Annotated in this window: 22 protein-coding genes; 11 read left to right on the top strand and 11 right to left on the bottom strand. The window is 70.1% G+C overall.

The features are described from left to right. Positions 1 to 33 precede the first annotated feature (33 nt). Together BP05_RS10670 and BP05_RS10665 are read left to right on the top strand one after the other, a co-directional pair. The gene (locus tag BP05_RS10670; protein ID WP_496363242.1) at positions 34 to 1,407 is read left to right on the top strand and encodes a DcaP family trimeric outer membrane transporter; all 1,374 of its coding nucleotides are present in this window, start codon (positions 34 to 36) and stop codon (positions 1,405 to 1,407) included. Between the two features lie 10 nt (positions 1,408 to 1,417). Beyond that, a complete protein-coding gene (locus BP05_RS10665) occupies positions 1,418 to 3,085 on the top strand; it encodes an MFS transporter (protein ID WP_496363240.1) in 1,668 nt (555 codons plus the stop codon). A 76-nt stretch (positions 3,086 to 3,161) separates the two neighbouring features. Here BP05_RS10665 and BP05_RS10660 read toward each other — a convergent pair whose 3' ends face one another. Together BP05_RS10660 and BP05_RS10655 are read right to left on the bottom strand one after the other, a co-directional pair. Then, positions 3,162 to 3,890 carry a response regulator gene (locus tag BP05_RS10660; protein WP_496363238.1) on the bottom strand — a complete coding sequence of 243 codons (729 nt, stop codon included), beginning with the start codon at positions 3,888 to 3,890 and terminating at the stop codon, positions 3,162 to 3,164. Then, a complete protein-coding gene (locus BP05_RS10655) occupies positions 3,887 to 5,341 on the bottom strand; it encodes an ATP-binding protein (protein WP_496363236.1) in 1,455 nt (484 codons plus the stop codon). Before BP05_RS10655 ends, BP05_RS10660 begins: the two co-directional genes overlap by 4 nt. Positions 5,342 to 5,595: 254 nt before the next feature. Here BP05_RS10655 and BP05_RS10650 point away from each other — a divergent pair, with 254 nt between their 5' ends. The 3 genes from BP05_RS10650 (at position 5,596) to BP05_RS10640 (ending at position 10,056) form a co-directional block, all read left to right on the top strand. Then, positions 5,596 to 7,440: a potassium transporter Kup gene (locus BP05_RS10650; protein ID WP_496363805.1), complete on the top strand. Its 1,845-nt coding sequence runs from the start codon at positions 5,596 to 5,598 to the stop codon at positions 7,438 to 7,440. Between the two features lie 90 nt (positions 7,441 to 7,530). Continuing rightward, positions 7,531 to 9,624 (top strand): M13 family metallopeptidase, encoded by a 2,094-nt coding sequence (locus tag BP05_RS10645; protein ID WP_496363234.1) that lies wholly within the window; start codon positions 7,531 to 7,533, stop codon positions 9,622 to 9,624. A gap of 219 nt (positions 9,625 to 9,843) precedes the next feature. Continuing rightward, a complete protein-coding gene (locus BP05_RS10640; RefSeq protein WP_496363232.1) occupies positions 9,844 to 10,056 on the top strand; it encodes a hypothetical protein in 213 nt (70 codons plus the stop codon). 34 nt (positions 10,057 to 10,090) lie between these two features. Here BP05_RS10640 and BP05_RS10635 read toward each other — a convergent pair whose 3' ends face one another. Both BP05_RS10635 and BP05_RS10630 read right to left on the bottom strand, forming a co-directional pair. Then, a complete protein-coding gene (locus tag BP05_RS10635) occupies positions 10,091 to 10,345 on the bottom strand; it encodes a hypothetical protein (protein ID WP_496363230.1) in 255 nt (84 codons plus the stop codon). 80 nt (positions 10,346 to 10,425) lie between these two features. Beyond that, positions 10,426 to 11,361 carry an AraC family transcriptional regulator gene (locus BP05_RS10630; protein WP_496363228.1) on the bottom strand — a complete coding sequence of 312 codons (936 nt, stop codon included), beginning with the start codon at positions 11,359 to 11,361 and terminating at the stop codon, positions 10,426 to 10,428. A gap of 169 nt (positions 11,362 to 11,530) precedes the next feature. On the opposite strand from BP05_RS10630, the gene BP05_RS10625 reads away from it, so the two are divergent. Then, the gene (locus BP05_RS10625) at positions 11,531 to 12,532 is read left to right on the top strand and encodes an aldo/keto reductase (RefSeq protein ID WP_496363226.1); all 1,002 of its coding nucleotides are present in this window, start codon (positions 11,531 to 11,533) and stop codon (positions 12,530 to 12,532) included. Between the two features lie 52 nt (positions 12,533 to 12,584). On the opposite strand, the gene BP05_RS10620 is transcribed toward BP05_RS10625, so the two are convergent. Together BP05_RS10620 and BP05_RS10615 are read right to left on the bottom strand one after the other, a co-directional pair. After that, a complete protein-coding gene (locus BP05_RS10620; RefSeq protein ID WP_496363224.1) occupies positions 12,585 to 13,061 on the bottom strand; it encodes a cupin domain-containing protein in 477 nt (158 codons plus the stop codon). Next, a complete protein-coding gene (locus tag BP05_RS10615; protein WP_496363222.1) occupies positions 13,058 to 13,861 on the bottom strand; it encodes an MBL fold metallo-hydrolase in 804 nt (267 codons plus the stop codon). Before BP05_RS10615 ends, BP05_RS10620 begins: the two co-directional genes overlap by 4 nt. A gap of 83 nt (positions 13,862 to 13,944) precedes the next feature. Between BP05_RS10615 and pdxR the strand changes: the two genes are divergently transcribed. Next, positions 13,945 to 15,408 (top strand): MocR-like pyridoxine biosynthesis transcription factor PdxR, encoded by a 1,464-nt coding sequence (pdxR, locus tag BP05_RS10610; protein WP_496363220.1) that lies wholly within the window; start codon positions 13,945 to 13,947, stop codon positions 15,406 to 15,408. 123 nt (positions 15,409 to 15,531) lie between these two features. On the opposite strand, the gene BP05_RS10605 is transcribed toward pdxR, so the two are convergent. The 4 genes from BP05_RS10605 to BP05_RS10590 all read right to left on the bottom strand — a co-directional run bounded on the left by BP05_RS10605 (position 15,532) and on the right by BP05_RS10590 (position 18,717). Further along, positions 15,532 to 16,440, bottom strand: a complete 909-nt coding sequence (locus BP05_RS10605; protein ID WP_496363218.1) for a ParB/RepB/Spo0J family partition protein — start codon at positions 16,438 to 16,440, stop codon at positions 15,532 to 15,534. Continuing rightward, the gene (locus BP05_RS10600; protein ID WP_496363216.1) at positions 16,437 to 17,243 is read right to left on the bottom strand and encodes a ParA family protein; all 807 of its coding nucleotides are present in this window, start codon (positions 17,241 to 17,243) and stop codon (positions 16,437 to 16,439) included. Before BP05_RS10600 ends, BP05_RS10605 begins: the two co-directional genes overlap by 4 nt. A gap of 168 nt (positions 17,244 to 17,411) precedes the next feature. Next, positions 17,412 to 18,068: a 16S rRNA (guanine(527)-N(7))-methyltransferase RsmG gene (rsmG, locus tag BP05_RS10595; RefSeq protein WP_496363214.1), complete on the bottom strand. Its 657-nt coding sequence runs from the start codon at positions 18,066 to 18,068 to the stop codon at positions 17,412 to 17,414. 31 nt (positions 18,069 to 18,099) lie between these two features. After that, entirely contained in the window at positions 18,100 to 18,717 is a 618-nt protein-coding gene (locus tag BP05_RS10590; RefSeq protein ID WP_496363212.1) for a 4'-phosphopantetheinyl transferase family protein, read from the bottom strand. Positions 18,718 to 18,816: 99 nt separating this feature from the next. Here BP05_RS10590 and BP05_RS10585 point away from each other — a divergent pair, with 99 nt between their 5' ends. Together BP05_RS10585 and BP05_RS10580 are read left to right on the top strand one after the other, a co-directional pair. After that, positions 18,817 to 20,199, top strand: a complete 1,383-nt coding sequence (locus BP05_RS10585; RefSeq protein WP_496363210.1) for an AMP-binding protein — start codon at positions 18,817 to 18,819, stop codon at positions 20,197 to 20,199. A gap of 192 nt (positions 20,200 to 20,391) precedes the next feature. Further along, positions 20,392 to 20,664 carry a GlsB/YeaQ/YmgE family stress response membrane protein gene (locus BP05_RS10580; protein ID WP_496363208.1) on the top strand — a complete coding sequence of 91 codons (273 nt, stop codon included), beginning with the start codon at positions 20,392 to 20,394 and terminating at the stop codon, positions 20,662 to 20,664. Between the two features lie 102 nt (positions 20,665 to 20,766). On the opposite strand, the gene xth is transcribed toward BP05_RS10580, so the two are convergent. Beyond that, positions 20,767 to 21,537 carry an exodeoxyribonuclease III gene (xth, locus tag BP05_RS10575; protein ID WP_496363206.1) on the bottom strand — a complete coding sequence of 257 codons (771 nt, stop codon included), beginning with the start codon at positions 21,535 to 21,537 and terminating at the stop codon, positions 20,767 to 20,769. 65 nt (positions 21,538 to 21,602) lie between these two features. On the opposite strand from xth, the gene BP05_RS10570 reads away from it, so the two are divergent. Both BP05_RS10570 and BP05_RS10565 read left to right on the top strand, forming a co-directional pair. Next, positions 21,603 to 22,160: a gamma carbonic anhydrase family protein gene (locus BP05_RS10570; protein WP_496363204.1), complete on the top strand. Its 558-nt coding sequence runs from the start codon at positions 21,603 to 21,605 to the stop codon at positions 22,158 to 22,160. A 94-nt stretch (positions 22,161 to 22,254) separates the two neighbouring features. After that, positions 22,255 to 22,755, top strand: a complete 501-nt coding sequence (locus tag BP05_RS10565) for an RDD family protein (protein WP_496363202.1) — start codon at positions 22,255 to 22,257, stop codon at positions 22,753 to 22,755. Positions 22,756 to 22,791: the final 36 nt, after the last annotated feature.

Genomic DNA, 22,791 nt, shown 5'->3' with positions numbered 1-22,791 from the left:
AACGTGCACTCCGCACGTGGTCCGGGAGGGGTCATGTCCACAGGTCTCGCAAGGCGTCATCGTCGGCCCCTCGCGGCCGCGGTGCTGCTCGCACTACTGGCGCCGGGTGTCGCCTTCGCCGACGCGGCGAAGGAGCAGGAACTCGAGGCGCGCGTCGCCCAGCTCGAACAGCTGGTGCAGCAACTGGTCGCGCAGCAACAGCAGTCGCAGCAACAGCCCACCCAGGTGCAGGCGGCGCAGGCCGCCGCGCCCGCCGCGGTCGCCGACGCCAAGCCCAGGATCCAGTCGACGCCGATCAACCCCGGCGCCAATCCGGGCACGCGCTTCTCCTACGGCGGCTTCATCAAGATGGACGCGATGATGACCGACACCACCGGCGGCGAAATCCCCGATGGCAGCGTCGGACGCATGTTCTACGTGCCCTCCGCGATCCCGGTCGGCGGCGCGAACGAAGGCACCGACACCGACTTTGGCGCGCAGTTCTCGCGCTTCTGGTTCGCCGCCGATACCGACGTCGACGAGCACAAGGTCAAGGCCTACCTCGAGTTCGACCTGTTCGGCGGCGGCAACAGCGCCTTCCTCGGCAACGAGGTCGCGACCAACACCTACGGCCTGACCGTGCGCCATGCCTACGTCAGCTTCGACAAGTGGCTGGCCGGCCAGACCTGGTCGAACTTCCAGGACACCGCGGCGCTGCCGGACACCGTCGACTTCATCGGCCCGACCGAGGGCACGGTGTTCGTGCGCCAGGCGCAGATCCGCTACACCAGCGGGCCGTGGTCGTTCTCGCTCGAGAACCCGGAAACCACGGTGACCCCGTTCCTCAACGCCGGCGCGCGCATCAGCAGCGACGACAACAGCGCCCCCGACCTCACCGCGCGCTGGCTGAAGAAGGGCGACTGGGGCCACTTCACCGTCGCCGCCCTGCTGCGCCAGTTCAAGTACGAGAACCCGGCGACCGGGATCGACGACAGCGGCACCGGCGGCGCGCTCAGCGTGTCGGGCAAGTTCAACCTCGGCAAGAACGATGACATCCGCTACATGGTCAGCGGCGGCACCGGCATCGGCCGCTACCTCGGCCTGGCCATCGCCAGCGACACGGTGCTCGATGCCTCCGGCAACCTCGAGGCCATCGACGGCTACGGCGCGTTCGCCGCCTGGCGCCACGCGTTCTCGCCAAAGCTGCGCGGCAACCTGTTCTACTCGATGGCCCACTTCGACAACGACGCGGCGCTCACCGGTTTCAACGTCACCGAGCGCGCGCAGTCCTGGCACGCGAACCTGATCTATTCTCCGTTCCCCAAGCTCGATGTCGGTGCCGAGCTGATCTGGGGCCAGCGTTCACTCGAAGGTGAGGCCGACGGCGACCTGCGCCGCCTGCACACCCACGTCAAGTACAGCTTCTGAGGATGCGCGCATGAATACTGTTTCCGCAGCGGCCGGCCACAAGTTCGAGGACGGCCTCACCCAGGGCCACAAGAAGGTCATCTTCGCGTCGAGCCTGGGCACCGTGTTCGAGTGGTACGACTTCTACCTGTACGGGTCGCTCGCCGCGATCATCGCCAAGCAGTTCTTCAGCGGCCTCAACGAGACCAGCGCCTTCATCTTCGCCCTGCTCGCCTTCGCCGCCGGCTTCGCGGTGCGGCCGTTCGGCGCGCTGGTGTTCGGGCGCCTCGGCGACCTGGTCGGGCGCAAGTACACCTTCCTCGTCACCATCGTGATCATGGGTGCCTCGACCTTCCTGGTCGGCCTGCTGCCGAGTTACGGCAGCATCGGCGTGGCCGCGCCGGTCATCCTGATCGCCTTGCGCCTGCTGCAGGGCCTCGCGCTCGGTGGCGAGTACGGCGGCGCCGCGACCTACGTCGCCGAGCACGCGCCGCACGGCAAGCGCGGCCTGTACACCAGCTTCATCCAGACCACCGCGACGCTGGGCCTGTTCCTGTCGCTGCTGGTGATCCTGGGCGTGCGCAGCTACGTCGGCACCGAGGCGTTCGAGGCCACGTACTGGCGCGTGCCGTTCCTGCTGTCGATCGTGCTGCTGGGCGTATCGGTGTGGATCCGCATGCAGCTGAGCGAATCGCCGCTGTTCCAGCAGATGAAGAACGAAGGCACGCTGTCCAAGGCGCCGATCACCGAGAGCTTCTTCTCCAGGAACGGCAAGATCGTGCTGCTTGCGCTGCTGGGCGCGACCGCCGGCCAGGCGGTTGTCTGGTACTGCGGCCAGTTCTACGCGCTGTACTTCCTCACCCAGTCCCTGAAGGTCGACGCGACCACCGCCAACCTGCTGATCGCCGGCGCGCTCGCCGTCGGTACGCCGTTCTTCGTCCTGTTCGGTTGGCTCTCCGACAAGATCGGACGCAAGAAGATCGTCATGGCCGGCTGCCTGATCGCCGCGCTCACCTACTTCCCGCTGTTCAAGGCGATCACCCATTACGCCAATCCGGCGGTGGAGGAGGCGCGCAGCAGCAACCCGGCCGTGGTGCACGCCGATCCGGGCACCTGCTCGTTCCAGTTCGATCCAGTCGGCAAGAAGGTCTTCAGCAACTCCTGCGACATCGCCACCGCGGCGCTGGCCAAGGCCGGCGTGCCGTACACGATCGAGGCGGCGCCCACCGGCACGGTCGCGCGGGTGTCGATCGGCGGCACAGACGTGCCCGGTTACGAAGGCGCCGGCCTCAGCAAGGAAGACGGCAAGGCCCACGGCGACGCCTTCGGCGCCGCCCTCAAGTCGGCGCTGGGCACCGCCGGCTATCCGGAAAAGGCCGACCCGGCGCGCATCAACAAGCCGATGCTGCTGGTGCTGCTGTCGATCCTGGTGATCTACGTGACCATGGTCTACGGCCCGATCGCGGCGTGGCTGGTCGAGCTGTTCCCCACGCGCATCCGCTACACCTCGATGTCGCTGCCGTACCACATCGGCAACGGCTGGTTCGGCGGCTTCCTGCCGACCATCTCGTTCGCGCTGGTCGCGGCCAGCGGCAACATGTACCAGGGCCTGTGGTATCCGATCGTGGTGGCGGTGATGACCTTCGTGATCGGCTCGCTGTTCCTGCGCGAGACCAAGGACGTGGATATCCGCCAGTAACGCCCTCCCCGCGTCGTGGTGTGCGGCAAGCAACGCCGGCCTTCGGGCCGGCGTTGTGCGTTTCAGGCGCCTTGCTTCACGCGTCGGCTGCGTCGATGAAGCGCAGGCCGACGCCGGGCTCGGTCGCGATCCAGCGCGGCGCCGCCGCATCGTCGCCGAGCTTCTGCCGCAGCTTGGCGACCAGGATGCGCAGGTAGTGGGTGTCGTCTTGGTGGGTCGGGCCCCACACCTCGCGCAGCAGTTGCGGCTGGGTGACGACGCGGCCGGCATGGCGCACCAGCAAGGCCAGCAACGCGTACTCCTTGCGTGACAGCGTGAGCGGCTCGCCGCGCAGGTGGACCTCGCGCCGGGCCAGGTCGACGTGCAGCACGCCGTCGTCGTACACCGGCGGCGTGCCGGCCGGCTGCGCATGGCTGCGCAGCAGCGCCCGCACCCGAGCCATCAGTTCCTGTACGCCGAAGGGCTTGGTGACGTAGTCGTTGGCGCCGGCATCGAGCGCGGCGACTTTCTCCGCCTCGCCGGCGCGCACGGTCAGCACGATCACCGGCACCTGCGACCACTGCCGCAACGCCTGCAGAACGGCGTGCCCATCCAGGTCCGGCAGGCCGAGGTCGAGGATCACCAGGTCCGCGCCGTGCGTGGCCAGCGCCTCGAGACCGGCCTGCCCCGTCTCCGCCTGCAACACCGCATAGCCCTGCGAACGCAGGCTGATGTCGAGGAAGCGACGGATCTGCGGCTCGTCGTCGATCACCAGCAGCCGGGCGGCCGACGACGCGGTATGCGGTGGGTCGATCGGCGGCGTCATGGTTGCGCGGACGCCGGCTCGATCAGGGGCAGGGTGATGCGCAGGATCGTGCCGCCGCCGGGGTTCGGCAGCGCTTCGACGTCGCCGCCGTGCGCGCCGATCATGCCGCGGCAGATCGCCAGGCCCAGGCCGGTGCCACCGCGATCGCGGTCGCCGCGGCTGACGGTGTGGAACATGTCGAAGATGCGGCGACGTTCGTCGTCGGGAATGCCCGGGCCGCGATCGCGGACCTCGATTCGAAGCTGCGCGTCCGCGAGGCGGCGCGCATCGATCACGATCGCCTCGCCCGGCGGGGAGAAACGCGCGGCGTTTTCCAGCACGTTGAACAGCGCCTGTTCGACCAGCGCCGGATGCACCCAGATCAGGCCGGCGTCGCCGGCTACGTTCGTCTCGAAACGCGCGTCAGGCTGATAGCGCTGCAGGCGGCCGATGGCCGAGCCGATCAGTTCGTCGACGCCGATCCAGTCGCGGTTGAGCGCGAGTTCGCCGTGGCCGAGCCGGGTCATGTCGAGCAGGTTCTGGATGTAGCGGTCCAGGCGCTCGCCTTCCTCGCGGATGGTGCTGAGAAGTTCGCGGCGATCGGGGGCGGCCATGGCATCGCCGTAGCTGTCGAGGCTGTCGGCCGCGCCGATGATCGCGGCCAACGGCGTGCGCAGGTCGTGCGACACCGAGGACAGCAACGCCGAGCGCAGGCGTTCGGTTTCGCTGGTCACGCGCTCGGCCTGCAGCTGGGTGGCGAGGCGCACGCGTTGCAGCGCCTGGGCGATGCCGTCCGCCAGCGAGCGGGCCAGTTGCTGCTGGGTCTCGTCGAGCCGCGGCGCATGCGTGGCGCGCTTGAGTCCGATCGTGCCGAGGGCGCCGTGCGGCGACTGCAGCGGCAGGAACAACCAGCCGTGTTCCTCCACGGCTTCGCGCGCCGGGCCGGCGGCATGCGCGGGTTGCTCCAGGCGCAGCCAGACGTCGGCTTCCAGGCCCTGGCGGAAGATCGCGTGCGCGGCCGCGATCACGTCGGCCTCGTCCGCCGCGACCGCGAGGCGCTGCGCCAGTTCCTCCCGCGCCTGCGCATGCCGGTTGGCGATCCGCAGCGCCTGCACCTGCATCGCCAGCGTCGCGGCCATGCGTCCGGCCAGCAGCGCGGCGGCGAGGAACAGCGCCACCGTGACCACGCCCTGCCACGCGCCGATATACAGGGTGTAGCGCGGCGCGATGAAGAAGAAGTTGTAGGCGAGGAAGCACAGCACCGCGGTGAGGACGGCCGGGCCGGTATGCGTGCGCGACGCGACCGCGATCACCGCGAGCATGAACACCAGCGAGAGGTCGCCCGGGCCGATCCAGCGCTCGGCGAGTGCGGCGACGACCACCGCAACCGCGGCGCCGGCAACCGCGAGCGCATACCCACCGACGGGGCGGTGGGCGCCGGTCGCGGGATCGGGAGGCGCAGTCATCGGCATGGCCGGCATTGTGCCCGCAATCGCCGCGCGCCTAGTCGCCGCGCAGGCCCGGGAGCGCGGAATTTACGCGGAATTTACGCCGCAACGGCCGGCAACGCCTTCCGCCTTTACGCGCCGCGGGCGAACACTGCCGCCCTGCAAAACGTCACCCGCTGCTGGCGTCGAGACATCCCGTGAACACCGCGACCACGCATTCGACCTTCCATGCCGGCGGCAATCACGATGACAGCCACGGCCAGGCCAGCTTCCGCCGCATGATGCTGGGGGCGATCGGCGTGGTCTTCGGCGACATCGGCACCAGTCCGCTGTACACGATCAAGGAAGCCTTCACTCCGCACTACGGCCTGGCCGCCGATGCGCCGACGGTGCTCGGCATCCTCTCGCTGGTGTTCTGGTCGCTGATGATCGTGATCACGGCCAAGTACGTCGCCGTGATCATGCGCGCCGACAATGAAGGCGAGGGCGGCATCATGGCGCTGACCGCACTGGCGCAGCGTACGCTGCCGCCGACATCCAAGGCGGCGTACGTGATCGGCATCCTGGGCGTGTTCGGCGCGGCGCTGTTCTTCGGCGACGGCGTGCTGACGCCGGCGATCTCGGTGCTGTCGGCGGTGGAGGGCCTGCAGGTGGCGGCGCCGGCGCTGCAGAGCTGGGTCCTGCCGATCACGATCGCCGTGCTGGTGCTGCTGTTCGCCACGCAACGGTTCGGCACCGACCTGGTCGGCAAGGCCTTCGGGCCGGTGATCGTGGTGTGGTTCCTCGCCCTCGCCGCGATCGGCGTGCACAACATCAGCGCGCATCCGGGCGTGCTGCAGGCGCTCAATCCATGGTGGGGGCTGCGCTTCTTCATCGACCACGGCTGGCATGGCCTCTTCATCCTCGGCGCGGTGGTGCTCGCGGTCACCGGCGGCGAGGCGCTGTATGCGGACATGGGCCACTTCGGCCGTCGCCCGATCCAGTACGCGTGGAATTTCATCGTGCTGCCGGCGCTGACCCTCAACTACCTCGGCCAGGGCGCATTGCTGCTGGCGAATCCGCACGCGGTGGCGAATCCGTTCTACCTCGGCGTGCCGGCCTGGGCGCTGTATCCGATGGTGGCGTTGGCCACTGCGGCGACGGTCATCGCCTCGCAGGCGGTGATCAGCGGCGCGTATTCGGCCACGCGCCAGGCGATCCAGCTCGGCTACCTGCCGCGCCTGGCGATCCGCCACACCTCGCACCAGGCGATGGGGCAGGTCTACGTGCCGTCGATCAACTGGCTGCTGATGCTGGCGGTGATCGCCACCGTGCTCGGCTTCGGCAGCTCCACCGCGCTGGCGACGGCCTACGGCGTGTCGGTGACCGGCACCATGCTGATCACCAGCATCATCCTGATCGTGGCGATGCGCGCGCGCGCGGCGCTGCCGCCGTGGCTGTTCTGGCCGCTGGCCGCGCTGTTCGTGCTGGTGGACGTGGCGTTCCTCGCCGCCAACCTGGCCAAGTTCATGGACGGCGCGTGGTTCCCGATCGCGCTCGGCGTGCTGGTGTTCGCCGTGCTGCGCACCTGGGGTCGCGGCCGCCAGCTGCTGCAGCAGGAGATCCTCAAGGACGGCATCCGCCTCGACACCTTCCTGCCCGGACTGATGCTGGCGCCGCCGGCGCGCGTGCCGGGCACCGCCGTGTTCCTCACCGCGCAGCAGGGCATCGTGCCCAAGGCGCTGCTGCACAACCTCAAGCACAACAAGGTCCTGCACGAACGCAACGTGCTGCTGACGGTCGAGACGCGCGCCGTGCCGCACGTCACGGCCGCCGAGCGCCTGCGCATCGAGACCATCGGCGACGACTTCTACCGCGCCACCGTCCGCTACGGCTTCATGGAAATCCCGGACGTGCCGCTGGCGCTGATGCGGTGCAGCGATCATGGCGGGCTGGTCTTCGACCCCATGGAGACGACCTACTTCGCCAGCCGCGAGAGCATCGTCGCGCGCCCGCGGCGCGGCATGCCGATCTGGCGCGATGGCCTGTTCGCCTTCCTGCACCGCAATGCCGCGCCGGCCACGGACTTCTTCCGCATTCCGACCACGCGCCTGGTCGAACTTGGCGCGCCGGTGGAAATCTGAACGAGACAGCCCCGCGCCGTGCCTTCCTGCACATGCACGCGCGCGGCATCCGGGCACCATCGCCGCTTCACCGGCGATCCAGAGAAACCCATGCACCTCAACCGCAACCTGCTGTTCCTCGCCCTGGCCTGCAGCCTCGCCGCGTGCAAGCCGTCCGGCGAAGCCACCACCGCCCCGGCGACGCCCACGCAAGCCGCCGCGACCGCGCCGACGCTCGGCGTCGACCTGGCCGGCATCGACAAGAACGTGAAGCCGGGCGACGACTTCGACGCCTACGCCAACGGCGCCTGGCGCAACAGTGCGCAGATTCCCGACGACCGCTCCAGCATCGGCACCGGCTTTGAAGTGCAGAAGAAGGCCGAGCAGCGCAACGCCGACCTGATCAAGGGCCTGGCCGCCAGCAATCCCGCCGCGGGTAGCGATGCGCGCCGGATCGCCGACTACTACGCGGCCTACATGGACGAAGCCGGAATCGAGGCGCGCGGCCTGGAACCGCTGAAGCCCGAGCTGGCGAAGATCGATGCGATCGCGTCCAAGGCCGACCTCGCGCGTGTGCTCGGCGCTGGGCTGCGCGCCGACGTGGATCCGCTCAACGCCACCAACTACCACACCGACAACCTGTTCGGCCTGTTCGTCGCGCAGGGCCTGCAGGATCCCGAGCACAACGTCGCCACGCTGATGCAGGGCGGCCTCGTCATGCCCGACCGCGAGTACTACCTCTCGGGCGACAAGGAGATGGTGGAGACGCGCGCGAAGTACCTCGAGTACGTGACCGCGCTGTTCAAGCTGTCCGGCGCGGCGGACGCCGAGGCCAAGGCCAAGGCCGTGGTCGCGCTGGAAAGCAAGATCGCCAAGGCGCACGCCTCGATCGTCGACACCCAGGACGTGCACAAGGCCAACAACCCGTGGGCCACGGCGGACTTCGCCAGGAAGGCGCCGGGCCTGGACTGGAACGAATACTTCAACGCCGCGGGCCTGTCCTCGCAGAAGACCATCGTCGCGTGGCAGCCGGCCGCGATCACGCAGCTGTCCGCGCTGGTGGGCAGCGAACCGCTGCAGACCTGGAAGGACTACCTCGCCTTCCACGCGTTGAGCCACAACGCCGACCTGCTGCCCAAGGCCTACGCCGACCTGCGCTTCGGCTTCTTCGGCACCACCCTGCAAGGCACGCCCAAGCAGAAGGACCGCTGGAAGCGCGCGCTGGACTCCACCAACAACGCGCTCGGCGACGCCGTGGGCAAGCTGTACGTCGAGAAGTACTTCCCGGCCTCGTCCAAGGCGCAGGTCGAGGAGATGGTGAAGAACATCCTCGCCGCCTTCGCCGAGCGCGTGGACACGCTGGAATGGATGACCCCGGAGACCAAGGCGAAGGCCAAGGCCAAGGCGCAGACGATGCGCGTCAGCGTCGGCTACCCGGAGACCTGGCGCGACTACGCCGCGCTGGAGATCCGCGCCGACGATCCGCTCGGCAACCGCCTGCGCGCGGAAGCGCAGGAGTACAAGCACCAGGTCGCCAAGCTGGGCCAGCCGGTCGATCGTGGCGAGTGGTGGATGACGCCGCAGACGGTCAACGCGGTGAACCTCCCGCTGCAGAACGCGATGAATTTCCCCGCCGCGATCCTGGAAGCGCCGTACTTCGATCCCAAGGCCGATGCCGCCGCCAACTACGGTTCGATCGGCGCGATCATCGGCCACGAGGTCAGCCATGGCTTCGACGACACCGGCGCGGAGTTCGACGCGCAGGGCCGCCTGGCCAACTGGTGGACGCCGGAAGACGCCAAGCACTTCAAGGATGCGACCGCGAAGCTGGCCGCGCAGTACAGCGCGTACGAGCCGCTGCCGGGCCTGCACATCAATGGCGAGCAGACGCTGGGCGAGAACATCGCCGACGTCTCCGGCCTGACGATCTCGTACCTGGCCTACAGGAAGTCGCTGGGCGGCAAGGAAGCGCCGGTGATCGACGGACTGACCGGCGACCAGCGCTTCTTCCTCGCCTACGCGCAGTCGTGGCGCTCGAAGATGCGCGATGCCGCGCTGCGCCAGCGCGTGCTCACCGACGGCCATTCGCCGGGCCGCTGGCGCGCGCAGACCGTGCGCAACATCGACGCGTGGTACGACGCGTGGGGCGCGAAGGCCGGCGAGCAGCTGTACCTGGCGCCCGCGGACCGGGTGAAGATCTGGTAACCCGAGCCGTCGCCTGGCTCACGGAAACGGCCGCAATCGCGGCCGTTTCCGTGTAGGCGTACCGCCGTGCACACGGCGGCGCACGTGCCGAACGCCACTACGTGCGTCGCAACCTGCGCGGTGAGCTGAACTGTTTGGGTTTGCGGTGCCCGTTCATTTGCCTCGCGGTCTTTCGCCGCGTACTGATGCTGTCCCTCCGCAATTTTGACGGGATGAACGATGCACGAGCCGACCATGAGCCCCGACGAGGCGCTGCTGCGGGCGGTTCTGGAAGTCGCCCGTGACAAGCGCTTCCAGCGCCGCTGGGACGAGATCGAGCCGGCGCTCGCTGCCGCCTGGGAACGCATGCGCAGTCCGGCCTGTCCGCGCTGGTGCGACATGGCCGCGCGCGTGCGCCAGGTGTGCGAGGCGGAGTGCGCGCTCGACGGGTAGCGCGACGGTCTGCGAGCGCGCCGCTTGCCGCGCTTCAGCTATCCCACTGCAGCGGGCCGACGCGATCCTGTACGTCCATGGTCCAGTCGTTGCTGCGGGTGACCATGTCGCGGATCGAATAGCCGGCCGGACCGCTGAAGGTATTGAGCCGCCGCGAGATCAGGGCGCCGGGCAGGCCCACTTCATCCGGGGCGCGGAGTTCACTGAAAATGCCGATCGCATCGATCGGCCGCGCGTCGGCCGCTTTCGGCGTGAGTTTTACGCTGTAGCGGACGGTGCAGTGGGGCATGGGCCGGAATACTGCTCCCAAACCGCACGCGCGCAACGCGCTGAACGGGGACATCCCCTGACCGGGTGAGCGCCGGGCAATCAGGCTCCGGCCGAGCGCGCCGAGACGATCTCGCGCCGCGGCGGCGCACCGAACAGGCGCCGGTATTCGCGGCTGAACTGCGATGGGCTTTCGTAGCCCACGCGATGCCCGGCCGCGGCCGCCTCCAGGCCTTCGCTCAGCATCAGCCGCCGCGCTTCCTGCAACCGCAGCTGCTTCTGGAACTGCAGCGGCGACATCGACGTCACCGCCTTGAAGCGCTGGTGCAGCGACGACGGGCTCATGTGCGCGGCGGCGGCCAGGTCCTCGATGCGCAGCGCCTGCGCGTAGTGCGCCTTCAGCCGCTCGATCGCGCGGGCGATGCGCTGCGACGGGCCGTCGACCTCGCACAGCTGGCGCAGGCGCTCGCCCAGTTCGCCGGTGAGCACGCGGTAGTGGATTTCGCGCAGCGCCAGCGGTGCCAGCACCGGCGCTTCCTCCGGCGTGTCCAGCAGGCGCGCCAGGCGCAACACCGCATCGAGCAGCGGCGCGCTGGTGCGCGCGAGGTACAGCGCGCGCGCCGCGGGGGGTTCGTGCGCCGGCGCGCGCGGGCCGAGTTGCGTGAGCAGTTCGGCCACGAGTTGCGGATCGATGTCCACGCGCAGGCACAGGTACGGCTGCGCGGGCGAGGCCTCGAGGATCTGCCCGGCGAGCGGCAGCGTCATCGACACGACCAGGTAGTGCAGCGGGTCGTAGACGAAGATCTCCTCGCCCAGCAGCGCGCGCTTGCGGCCCTGCACGACCACGCACAGGCAGGGGTGGTAGACGCTGGGCAACGGCAGCGACGGCGCCGAGGCGCGGATCAGCGACAGGCCCGGCACCGCCGTGGCGTTGAGGCCCTCGTCGGGGGAGTTTCGGGCAACCCGGTCGGCCAGTTCGGCCTGCTGCGCGGACAGTTCCGGGCGCGCGGCAACCACATTGAAAGCCTTGTCGTGCATCGCATGGCCTCATGAAAACCGTGTGCCGATTATGCGCGCCCGCCCCGGGCGATAAACGCGTGGAACCAGCGCCATGGAGGATCGGGCAAGAATCCGGGAGCAATCGGCTAACGCTGCGCGGCTGCGGCGAATAGGGTGTGCGCACTCCCCAACGACCGGAGCTTCGATCATGACCAGCGCTTCCCTTCCCCGCCGCATCCTGGGCCGCCAGGGCCTCACCGTGTCCGCCATCGGCCTGGGCTGCATGGGCATGTCGGACTTCTACGGACCCAGCGACGAGGCCGACAACCTCGCCGTGCTCCACCACGCCCTCGACATCGGGGTGAACTTCCTCGACACCGCCGACATGTACGGCGTGGGCGCGAACGAGCGCCTGCTCGCCCAGGTGCTGAAGACCCGCCGCGACGAGGTCGTGCTCGCCACCAAGTTCGGCAACGTGCGCGCACCCGATGGCGCCTTCCTCGGCGTGAGCGGCCGGCCCGAGTACGTCGCCGCCGCCTGCGATGCCAGCCTCCAGCGCCTGGGCGTGGACCGCATCGACCTGTACTACCAGCACCGGGTCGATCCCAACGTGCCGATCGAGGAAACCATCGGCGCGATGCAGCGCCTGGTCGAGGCGGGCAAGGTGGTCCACCTGGGCATGTCGGAGGCGTCGGCGACGACGCTGCGGCGCGCCGTCGCGGTGCATCCGATCGCCGCGCTGCAGAGCGAATACTCGCTGTGGACGCGCGACGTCGAGGCGGAGATCCTGCCGGCGTGCCGCGAACTCGGCGTCGGCTTCGTGCCGTACAGCCCGCTCGGCCGCGGCTTCCTCACCGGCGCGATCCGCGACGCCGGCGGCTTGGCCGCCGACGACTGGCGCCGCAGCAACCCGCGCTTCCAGGAGGGCAACGTCGAGCAGAACCGCGCGCTGGTCGAAGCCGTGACCGAACTCGCGCAGGCGCGCGGCTGCACGCCGGCGCAGCTCGCGCTGGCGTGGCTGCTGGCGCAGGGGCCGGACATCGTGCCGATCCCGGGTACGCGCCGGATCGCGCGCCTGGACGAAAACGCCGGCGCGGCGGCGATCGTGCTCGACCCGGCCGAACTGCAGCGGATCCAAACGGTGCTGGACGCGCACGCGGTGGCCGGCACCCGCTATCCGGCGGCGCACATGGGCGCGGTCAATCTCTGACGCAGTGTGGTTGATGCAGCGGCCGGCGATCGTGCCGGCCGCCCCGCATCTGTCAGTCGAACAGGTCGAGCATCGCCACGCCGTGCTCGCGGCAGAAGGTCTGGTATTCGACGAAGCGGGTCGCCGCGTTGGCGATGCCGCGCACGTGGCCGTCGGGCGCGAGCAGGTGCACCTCTCCGGTCACCACGACCAGCACCACCAGCGCGGTGTCGCCGACGACTTCCCAGCTGTCGACATGGCCCGGCGGCTCGTACACGTAGCCGCCCGGTCCGATTACTTCGCCGTTGCACAGGCGGCGCGAGCCGGCGAGGTTGAACGCATGGGTCTCGCCGGTATGGCGATGCAGCGGCATGGCCACGCCGGGCTGCATGCGCAGCAACTCGGCAAAGCCGCGATTGCCGCGCAGGAAGCGCAGCGGCCGCGCCGCCTTGCCGGGCACCGGCGAAGGTATCCACGGCAGCGACGCGCTGTCGGTGTGGTGCAGCCGCGCCAGCAATGCCGGATCGATCGCCGCGATCGCCGCGTTCATGCCGCCACCGCCTGCAGGTAGCGCGCGAACGAAGCGTCCACCGCCTGGCGGCCAGCGCCGATGATGTTGCGGCCCCAGGTGTAGCCGAACACGTCATCGAAGGCGTAAGGCGCCAGCAATGCCTGCATGCGGCGCACGTCGGCCGGCTTCATCGGCATGTAGTTCGGATAGCTGTACATGAAGCTGACGTGGCGGCGGTCGAGCACCACCTGCAGCGCGTCGCCGGGCAGCAGCGTCGCGCCGCGCGGCCCGCGCTGCCAGTGCACGGCGGTGCTGCCGTCGAAGTGGCCGCCGACACGCAGCAGGGTCACGTCCTGCGAGAGCCTGAGTTCGTCCCCGCTCCAGAAGCGGATGTGCTTCGACGGCCGCTGCACCCAGGCGCGATCGGCTTCGTGCAGCAGGATCGGCACGCCGCCCAGCGCCTCGCTCCACTCCACCATCGACGTGTAGAAGTGCGGGTGCGAGATCGCCATCAGGTCGACGCCGCCGCGCGCGCGCAACGCGGCGACCGCTTCGTCGCTGACCAGGCTGACGCACTCCCACAGCACGTTGCCCAGGTCCGCCGGCAGCAGCAGCGCGCGGTGCGGGATGGCGAAGTCGGTGGGCAGGCCCAGCCCGAGCAGGCCGGCGTCGTCCTCGATGCGCAGGCGGTACTGCGCGCCGAGCGCGGCGTGGGTGGTCCAGGCCTGGCCCTCCCAGCCGACGTACTGGCGCTCGTCCTCGCAGACCACGCAGCGCTCGGGCGGGGCGGTGGAATCGGCGTACTGGGTGCCGCAGGTCGCGCAGATGTAGCAGGTCATCGTGGGGTCCTCGGAAGCCGGCGGTTGGTCGGGCCGTGGAGCTACCGTAGGCTGCGGCTGGTTCCCCAGGCAGCCCGGTCCCGATGAATTCGCAGGAACCAGTTTTCGAGTTCGCGATCCGCTTCGACGATGGCGCCGACGCGGGCAATCGCACCCAGCGCCTGCACGAGCAGCTGCGCGCCGCGATCCTCGACGGCCGCCTCGCCGCCGGCGCTGCGCTGCCGTCAACGCGGCACGTGGCGGCCGGGCTGGGGATCGCCCGCAACACCGCGATCGCCGCCTACGACCTGCTGGTCGCCGAGGGCTATGTCATTCCGCGCCCTGGGGCCAGGGCCGTGGTCGCCGATGTCCGCCGCCTGCAGCGCCGGCCCGCATCGCGCCCCGACGTCGCCGGCGACACCCGCCTCAATCCGCACTGGCGGCGGCCGGACCCGCAGGCCCTGGCGCCGCGCACGCTCCCTGCGCGCAGCTTCCGCCTCGGCATGCCCGACCACCTGCATTTTCCGCACGACGTCTGGCGCCGGCTGATGGCGCAGTCGTTGCGCACCTGGTCGAAGACCGCGTTCGCCTATCCGCCGTCGCAGGGCATTCCGGTGCTGCGCGAGGCGATCGCCCGGCACGTCGCGTTCGCGCGCGCGGTCGCGTGCACGCCCGAGGACATCGTCGTCACCTCCGGGGCGCAGCAGGCCTTCGACCTGCTCGCGCGGGTGCTGGTGACGCCGGGCAGGACCACGGTGGCGGTCGAGGATCCGGGTTATCCGCCGCTGCGCGCCGCGTTCGCCGCCGCCGGGGCGACCCTGGTGCCGGTGCCGGTCGACGCCGAAGGCCTGTGCGTGGACGCGTTGCCGCCGGGGGTGCGCGTGGTCAGCGTCACGCCCTCGCACCAGTCGCCGACCGGCGTGGCCTTGTCGCTGCGGCGACGCCTTGCGCTGCTCGAGTACGCGCGGATGCACGATGCGGTGGTGATCGAGGACGACTACGACGGCGAGTTCCGCTACGGCGGGCGTCCGCTGGACGCGCTGCAGACGCTGGACCGCGAGGCGCGCGTGTTCTACGTCGGCACTTTTTCCAAGAGCCTGTTTCCGTCGCTGCGCAAGGGCTTCGTGGTGGCGCCGGCGTGGGCGCGCGAGGCGCTCACCGCACTCAAGCACGTGGCCGATGCGCATTGCGACACGATCACGCAATCGTTGCTGGCGGCGTTCATCCGCGATGGCCACCTGGCGCGCCACGTGCGACGGATGCGCGGGGTGTACGCGCAGCGGCGCGACGCGCTGCTCGCCGGGATCGCGCGCGAGCTGTCGCCGTGGCTGGAGCCGATTCCGTCGGAAGCCGGGTTGCACCTGGCGGCGCGCGTGCGCGATCCGGCGCAGGCCGAGCGGGTCGTCGCCGCCGCACGGCAGCACCTGCCCGGCGCGATCGCCGCGGCCGACTATGCGATGACGCTGCGCGCCGCGCCGGCGGTGGTGATCGGATTCGGCGTGATCGATGAGGCAGCGATCGCGCCGGCCTTGCGGCGGTTGCGCGCGGCGCTGGCAAAGGGCGTCTAGAAGAGTACGGGCCGCTGCCTGCTGACGTGCCTGGGCGACGGCTCGATGCCGTCGCTCACGCCATGCTCGGAACAGATCGACCGGCGCGCCGCCGCCCGACTGCTCGTGCTGCGTTCCGCGAAGCTATTCGGCCTTGGTGCGCAGCCGTTCCAGCACGCCATCGAGCGAATCCAGGTCGCTGTAATGGATCACCAGGCGGCCCTTGCCGCCGCGGCCGTGCAGGATGCTGACCTGGGTGCTCAGCGACTCGGACAGTTCGCGTTCCAGCGCGGCGATGTCGGCCTGCGGCTTGGCCTTGACCGGCTTCGCCTTGGCGTTCGCGCCGGTGGCGATCTTGCCGGCGGCGAGCAGCTGCGCGCGGTGCTCCACTTCGCGCACCGACCAGCCGTTCTCGGCGGCTTGGCGTGCCAGCGCGATCGCGGCCTGCGGGGTCAAGGTCAGCAGCGCGCGCGCATGGCCCATTTCCAGCGCCTTGGTTTCCAGCAGCACGCGGATCTCGACCGGCAGTTCCAGCAGGCGCAGCAGGTTGGACACCGCCGCGCGCGAACGGCCGACCGCATCGGCGGCCTGGGCGTGGGTCAGGTCGAATTCGTCGATCAGGCGCTGCAGCGCGATCGCTTCTTCCAGCGGGTTGAGGTCCTCGCGCTGGATGTTCTCGATCAGCGCCATCGCGACCACGGTGCGGTCGTCGACTTCGCGCACGACCACCGGCACTTCGCTCAGGCCGGCGAGCTGCGAGGCGCGCCAGCGGCGTTCGCCGGCAATGATCTCGTAGGCACGGCCGCCGAGGTCGCGGACCACGATCGGCTGGATCACGCCCTGCGCGCGGATCGAGTCGGCGAGCTCGCCAAGCTTGCCCTGGTCCATGGTGCGGCGCGGCTGGTACTTGCCGGGCGTGAGCGCGTCGATCGGCAGCGTGCGCAGGGTGTCGCCGGGCTGTGCCTCGACCAGGGTCGGCGCTTCGGCGGCGGCCTTGGGGCCGAGCAACGCCTCCAGGCCGCGGCCGAGGCCGCGCTTCTTCACCGCACTCATGCCGCCGCCTCCTTGGCCGTCGCCTTCACCGCCTGCTCGCGCTCGCGCTGACGGCGCAGCACTTCGCCGGCGAGGCCCATGTAGGCGATGCCGCCGCGGCTGGCGCGGTCGTAGCCGACGATGCTCTGGCCGTGGCTGGGCGCCTCGGCCAGGCGCACGTTGCGCGGCACGATGGTGCGGAACACGCGGTCGCCGAAATGCTTGGTCAGTTCGCCCGACACCGCGTTGGCGAGGTTGTTGCGCACGTCGAACATGGTGCGCAGCACGCCTTCGATCTCGAGCGCGGGATTGAGGTTGGCCTTGAGCGCCTCGATCGTGTCGATCAATGCGGAGATGCCTTCCAGCGCGTAGTACTCGCACTGCATCGGCACGATGATCGAGTCCGCGGCGGTCAGCGCGTTGAGCGTCAGCAGCGACAGCGCCGGCGGGCAGTCGATCAGGATGTAGTCGTAGTGCACGCGCAGCGGCGCGAGCGCGGCCTTCAGGCGCTGCTCGCGGCCCGATTCGCTCATCAGGCTGATCTCGGCCGCGGTCAGTTCGATGTTGGCCGGCAGCAGGTCGAACTCCTCGGCGGTGCGCTTGAGGATCTTCGCCGCGTCGGCCTCGCCCAGCAGCACGTCGCAGATCGTGTCCTCGATCTCGCGCTTGTCGATGCCGCTGCCCATGGTCGCGTTGCCCTGCGGGTCCAGGTCGACCAGCAGCACGCGCTTGGGCGTCTTGGCCAGGGCGGCGGCCAGGTTCACGGCGGTGGTGGTCTTGCCGACCCCGCCTTTCTGGTTGGCGACAGCGATGATGCGGGCCATGCGGCTCGTTGCCTCGGGTATTGCGGTGGATGGCCAGACATCGGGCCCGGACCGGGGATTATGCGTTATCGCGCGCCGCGGGGCGGCGGCGGGAACTGCCGCTGCCGGAACCGCCCGGCGAGGGTGCGATACCGGCGCCGCGGGCGCGGATTCAGCGGGTTACCGGGCTCAGACGCGACGGATCTCGATGAGGTGGCGCTCAGCATCCACGCCCGGGACCCGCAGGGCATGGCTCGCCGTCACAGTCCAGCCCGCCGGCAGGGCGGCGATCTCGTCGGCCGGGTACACGCCCTTCATCGCCAGCAGCGCGCCGCCGGGCTTGAGCAGGTGGCCGCCCAGTTCGAGGATCAGCGGCAAGGTGGCCAGGGCGCGCGCGGTGATCGCGTCGTAGGCGCCGGGTTCGGCCACCGCCTCGATCCGCGACTCGGCCACGCGCACGTCCGCCAGGCCCAGCTGGCGCACGGCCTCGCGCAGGAAGCGCGCCTTCTTGCCGTTGCTCTCGACCAGGGTGACCTTCAGGCCCGGCTTGACGATCGCGAGCGGGATCCCCGGCAGGCCGGGGCCGGTGCCCAGGTCCGCCAGCGTGCCGCCGCGCGCGGCCAGCGCGTCGACGAAGGGGTGCATCGCCAGCGAGTCGAGCAGGTGCTTGCCGACCATGTCCCGCGGGTCGCGCACCGCGGTGAGGTTGTAGGTCTGGTTCCAGCGCGCGAGCAGGGCGAGGTAGGCCAGCAGGGGCTCGGCGAAGGCGGTATCGAGGCCGAGCGTGCGTAGGCCGGCCTCGAGGGTGGGGCGCAGCGGCGCGGTCGGGGAATCGGGCAGGGTCATCGCGAAATTATGGACGCGAACGTCCCCTCGCTCAGCGCGCGGGCGGATCGCGCCAGGCCAGGGCGGCGACGTACTCCGGCGCCGGCACGAACTCGCGCAGCGACCAGTCGCCGGCCCGGCCCAGGCCGCGCGCGCATTCGACCAGCGCCAGCACGCCGTCCGCCTCGGCGAAGCGCAGCTTCTCCAGGCCGAACGACAGGCCGTGCCCGTGCGCCTTCAGCACGGCTTCCTTGGCGCACCACAGGCGCAGGAAGGCGCGATCGCGCGCGTCGCCGGCGGCGAAGGCGGCGAGCCAGTCGGTTTCCGGCGCGGTGAAGTAGCGGCGCGCCAGCTCCAGCGCGCGCGGCCGCGGCCGCATCCGTTCGCAGTCGACGCCCAGCTCCACGCCGGTGCCCAATGCGATCAGCAGGCCGTCGCCGCTGTGGCTCCAGCTGCAATCGAAGCCGTCCTGCGGCGGGCCCAGGCGCGGACGACCGCGCGGTTCCCGGCCCAGGTTGAGCGCCGCGGACGGCACGCCCAGCGCCGCCGCCAGCCAGGCCTTGGCCACCGGATCGGTCGGGGTGCCGTGCACGTGCGCATGCCAGCTCCAGCGCACGCGGGGATGGGGCGGGTGGTCGGGAGCGGCGGGGTCGGTGCCGGAAAACGCCATGGGCACGGGTCTTGACGCGGGTGCCGGTAACATACCCCAAGGGGAAAGCGGCCCAGGACGGGCAGCAGAGCGCTGCTGGGAGCGCGGGTTTCAGATCACATGTCGGCAGTAGTCCAATCCATCCACGGACCCGAGCAGCGCCAGCACCTGGCGTTGATGACGGGCGAAGCCGCGCGGCTGTTCGCGTTCGACGCCACCCATGCGATCGCATTGGAGCGCTTCGCCAGCGAAGTGCGCGCGGTGGCCGGGCAGCTGCCGGACGCCCGCTACGCCTTGAACCTGTGCGAGGACCGCTACCGCTTCATGGTGGCGCTGTGCGCGGCGGCGCTGCGCGGCCAGACCACGCTGCTGCCACCGTCGCGCGCGCCCGCGGTGGTCGAGGAAGTGCTCGCGCAGCACGGCGACGGCTACGCGCTGGGCGACGCCCTGGCCGCGGGCGACGCCGGCTTCCCGCCCGCGTTGCGCAGCTGGCACCTGCCGGCGACCCTGCCCCGGCAAGCCGGCGCCGCGCCGATGGTGCGCGCCGACCTGCTGGTCGCGATCGGCTACACCTCCGGCAGCACCGGCAGGCCCAAGCCCAATCCCAAGACCTGGGCGTCGTTCTGCGCGAGCACCGCGCAGAACCTCGCCGCGCTGCACGGCCTGCTCGACGCCGACCGCGTGACCCCGCTGGTCGCCACGGTGCCGCCGCAGCACATGTACGGGATGGAGATGTCGGTGCTGCTGCCGCTGCTGGGGCCGGTCGCCGTGCACGGGGCGCGTCCGTTCTTTCCCGCCGACATCGCGCGCGCGCTGCACGAGGCGCCGGCGGCGCCATTGTTGATCACCACGCCGGTGCACCTGCGCGCGCTGGTCGAATCCGATGCGCGGTTGCCGCCGCTGCGCGGCATCGTGTCGGCGACCGCGCCGCTCGCGCGCGAACTCGCGCTGGCCGCGGAACAGCGCTTCGATTGCGAAGTGCGCGAAGTCTTCGGCTCGACCGAAACCTGCGTGATCGCGCGCCGCCGCACCGCGCGCGAGGAGGCGTGGACGCCATTGCCCGGCGTGCAACTCACGCCGCAGCCCGACGGCACGTCCGTGCAGGCCCCGCACCTGGCGCAGGCGGTGGTGCTCGCGGACCTGGTCGACGTGCAGGCCGACGGCAGCTTCGAACTGCGCGGGCGCAATGCCGACCTGATCGAGATCGCGGGCAAGCGCGCCTCGCTCGGCGACCTCACCCGGCGCCTGCTCGCGGTCGCCGGCGTGCGCGATGGCGTGGTCTTCCAGCTCGATCCGTGTCCGCGCACCGGGGTCGCGCGCATCGCCGCGCTGGCCGTGGTGGCGCCCGGCGTGGGCGAGGGGGCAGTACTGGCGGCGCTGCGCGAACACGTCGACGCGGTGTTCCTGCCGCGTCCGTTGCGCCTGGTCGCCGCGCTGCCGCGCAACGAGACCGGCAAGCTGCCGCGAGCGGCCCTCGCCGGCCTTCTACGCGCGGCGGACTAGCGCAATACCCCATCCGGGCGAAGCGTTCTTAACGAAGCCTTCATTACTGCAGCGCGGCGCGCACTGCGCGCATTTTTCTGACATTGCCGTCACGCAAGCGCGCACAGACTTTCCACGGCTCCAATGCGGGAGCGGAAACCGGCTCCAGCTTCCCCATTCTTCTCACTTGCAGCTGGAAGGAGAACGCACATGATGGGTTTCATCGTTTGGCTGATCGTAGGCGGCATCATCGGCTGGCTCGCGAGCCTCGTCATGAGGACCGATGCCCAGCAGGGCATCTTCCTCAACATCATCGTCGGCATCGTCGGTGCGTTCCTCGGCGGCTGGATCGGCAGCATGCTCGGGATCGGCGGCGCGGACATCAATGACGGCGCGTTCAACCTGGCCAGCCTGCTGTTGTCGCTGGTCGGCGCGGTCGTGCTGTTGGCGGTCATCAACCTGTTCCGACGCGGACGCGTGCGCTGACCTTGGCGGTCAACAACGCGCGCTAGCGCGGAGTGCAGAGGCCCGGTTCGTCCGGGCCTTTGTTTTTTGGTCTTCCAGGTTGGTGGCGCGCGCCGCGCGATTTCAGCCGGCGATTTCCACCCACACCGGCGTGTGGTCGCTCGGGCGTTCGCGCGCGCGTGGGGCGGTGTCGATGCCGGCGGCGAGCGTGCGCGCGCGCAATGCCTCGCTGACCAGCACCAGGTCGATGCGCAGGCCCCAGCCGCGATCGAACGCGTTGAGCCGGTAATCCCACCAGCTGTGGTGGCCCGGCTGGTCGTTGAACAGGCGGAAGCTGTCGTGCAGCCCGAGGTCGAGCAGGCTGCGCAGCGCCTCGCGCTCGGGCGTGGAGCACAGGATCTTCTCGCGCCAGCGCTTGGGGTCGTGCACGTCGCGATCGTCGGGGGTGATGTTGAAGTCGCCCAGCACGACCAGGTTCGGGTACAGCAGCAGTTCCTCGCGCAGCCACGCGCGCACCGCCTCGATCCAGCGCAGCTTGTAGGCGAACTTCTCGCTGCCCACCGCCTCGCCGTTGACCACGTACAGGTCGACGATGCGCACGTCGCCGACGGTGGCCGCGAGCACGCGCTTCTGCGGATCGTCGAAGTTCGGGATCGCGGTGACGCATTCGCTGGTGAAGGGCACGCGGCTGAGCAGGGCCACGCCGTTGTAGGTCTTCTGTCCGCAGAACACGCTGCGGTAGCCCAGTTCGGCCAGCGCCGCGTCGGGAAACCTGCTGTCCTCGAGCTTGGTTTCCTGCAGCGCGACCACGTCGGGGCCAAACTCCTGCAGCCACTGCTGCAGGTGCGGCAGGCGGACGTTGAGCGAATTCACGTTCCAGCTGGCGATCTTCATGGCGCGAGTGTAACGGACGCGGTTTTCCACCGGCATCGGCGCCGGCGAGCGCTTAAACTGCGCGCATGAACCCCGCGCCCTTGAACGTCCGTCCCTACCTCGACAAGACCCCGGTCCTCGGCGAACGCAGCTACGTCGATCCCGTCGCCAGCGTGATCGGCGACGTCGTCCTCGGCGAGGACGTCTCGGTCTGGCCGGGCACGATCGTGCGCGGCGACGTCAACTTCATCCGCATCGGCGCGCGCACCAACATCCAGGACGGCAGCGTGGTGCACGTCAGCCACGACGGCCCGCACGCCAAGCTCGGCGGATTCGCCACGGTGATCGGCGAGGACGTGACCATCGGCCACAAGGCGATCATCCATGCCTGCCGGATCGAGGACGCGGTGCTGATCGGCATGGGCGCGATCGTGCTCGACGGCGCGGTGGTGAGGAAGCACGGCTTCGTCGGTGCCGGCGCGCTCGTCGCCCCCGGCAAGGTCGTCGGCGAGGGCGAACTGTGGCTGGGCAATCCGGCCAAGAAGGTCCGCATGCTCAGCGACGCGGAGATCCAGGCGCTCTACTACTCCGCGCAGCACTACGTGCGCCTGAAGAACCAGTACCTGGGAATACCGGCCGCGTAGCTGCCTGCTTAAGCGTGCCGCGGCGGTTGTCGCTGCCGCCAGCGCGCTTTACAGTCGGGTCCGGAAGTCGGGGAGCCGGGGCAGTAGCGTTCGCATGGAAGAGATCCAAAATCCGTATGCGGCGCCGGGCGCGCCGCTGATGCCCGGCCCGCCTCCCATTCCCGCGACGCAAGGGCATGCACTGGCCGGCCGAGGCCAGCGGTTGCTGGCGCGGATCGTCGACCAGTTCCTCTACGCCGCCTGCTTCGCGCCGATCCTGGTGCTCGCGTTGCTGCCGCAGCGGCCGGAGTGGGGATTCAGCCTGGGCCTGGTGCTCGCGCTGGCGGGATTGCTCGGGCTGTTCGTCTACAACCTGACCCTGCTGGGCCAGAGCGGCCAGACCGTCGGCAAGCTGTGGCTGGGCATCCGTATCGTCCGCAGCGACGGCAGCGACGCCGACCTGGGCCGCGTGTTCGCCCTGCGCATGTTCGTGCCGGGCCTGATCGCCGCGTTTGCCGGGCCGCTGTTCTCGTTGCCGGACGCGCTGTGCATTTTCGGCAACGAGCGGCGCTGCCTCCACGACCTGATGGCCGATACCATCGTCGTGATTGCCTGATTGCCGACGACGGGGGCCGCCGAGGTGAGTTTGGAG

Source organism: Lysobacter oryzae DSM 21044 (genome assembly GCF_059568595.1).
Note: the sequence above shows the minus strand (reverse complement) of the source record. Positions and strands in the feature narration are given on the sequence as shown.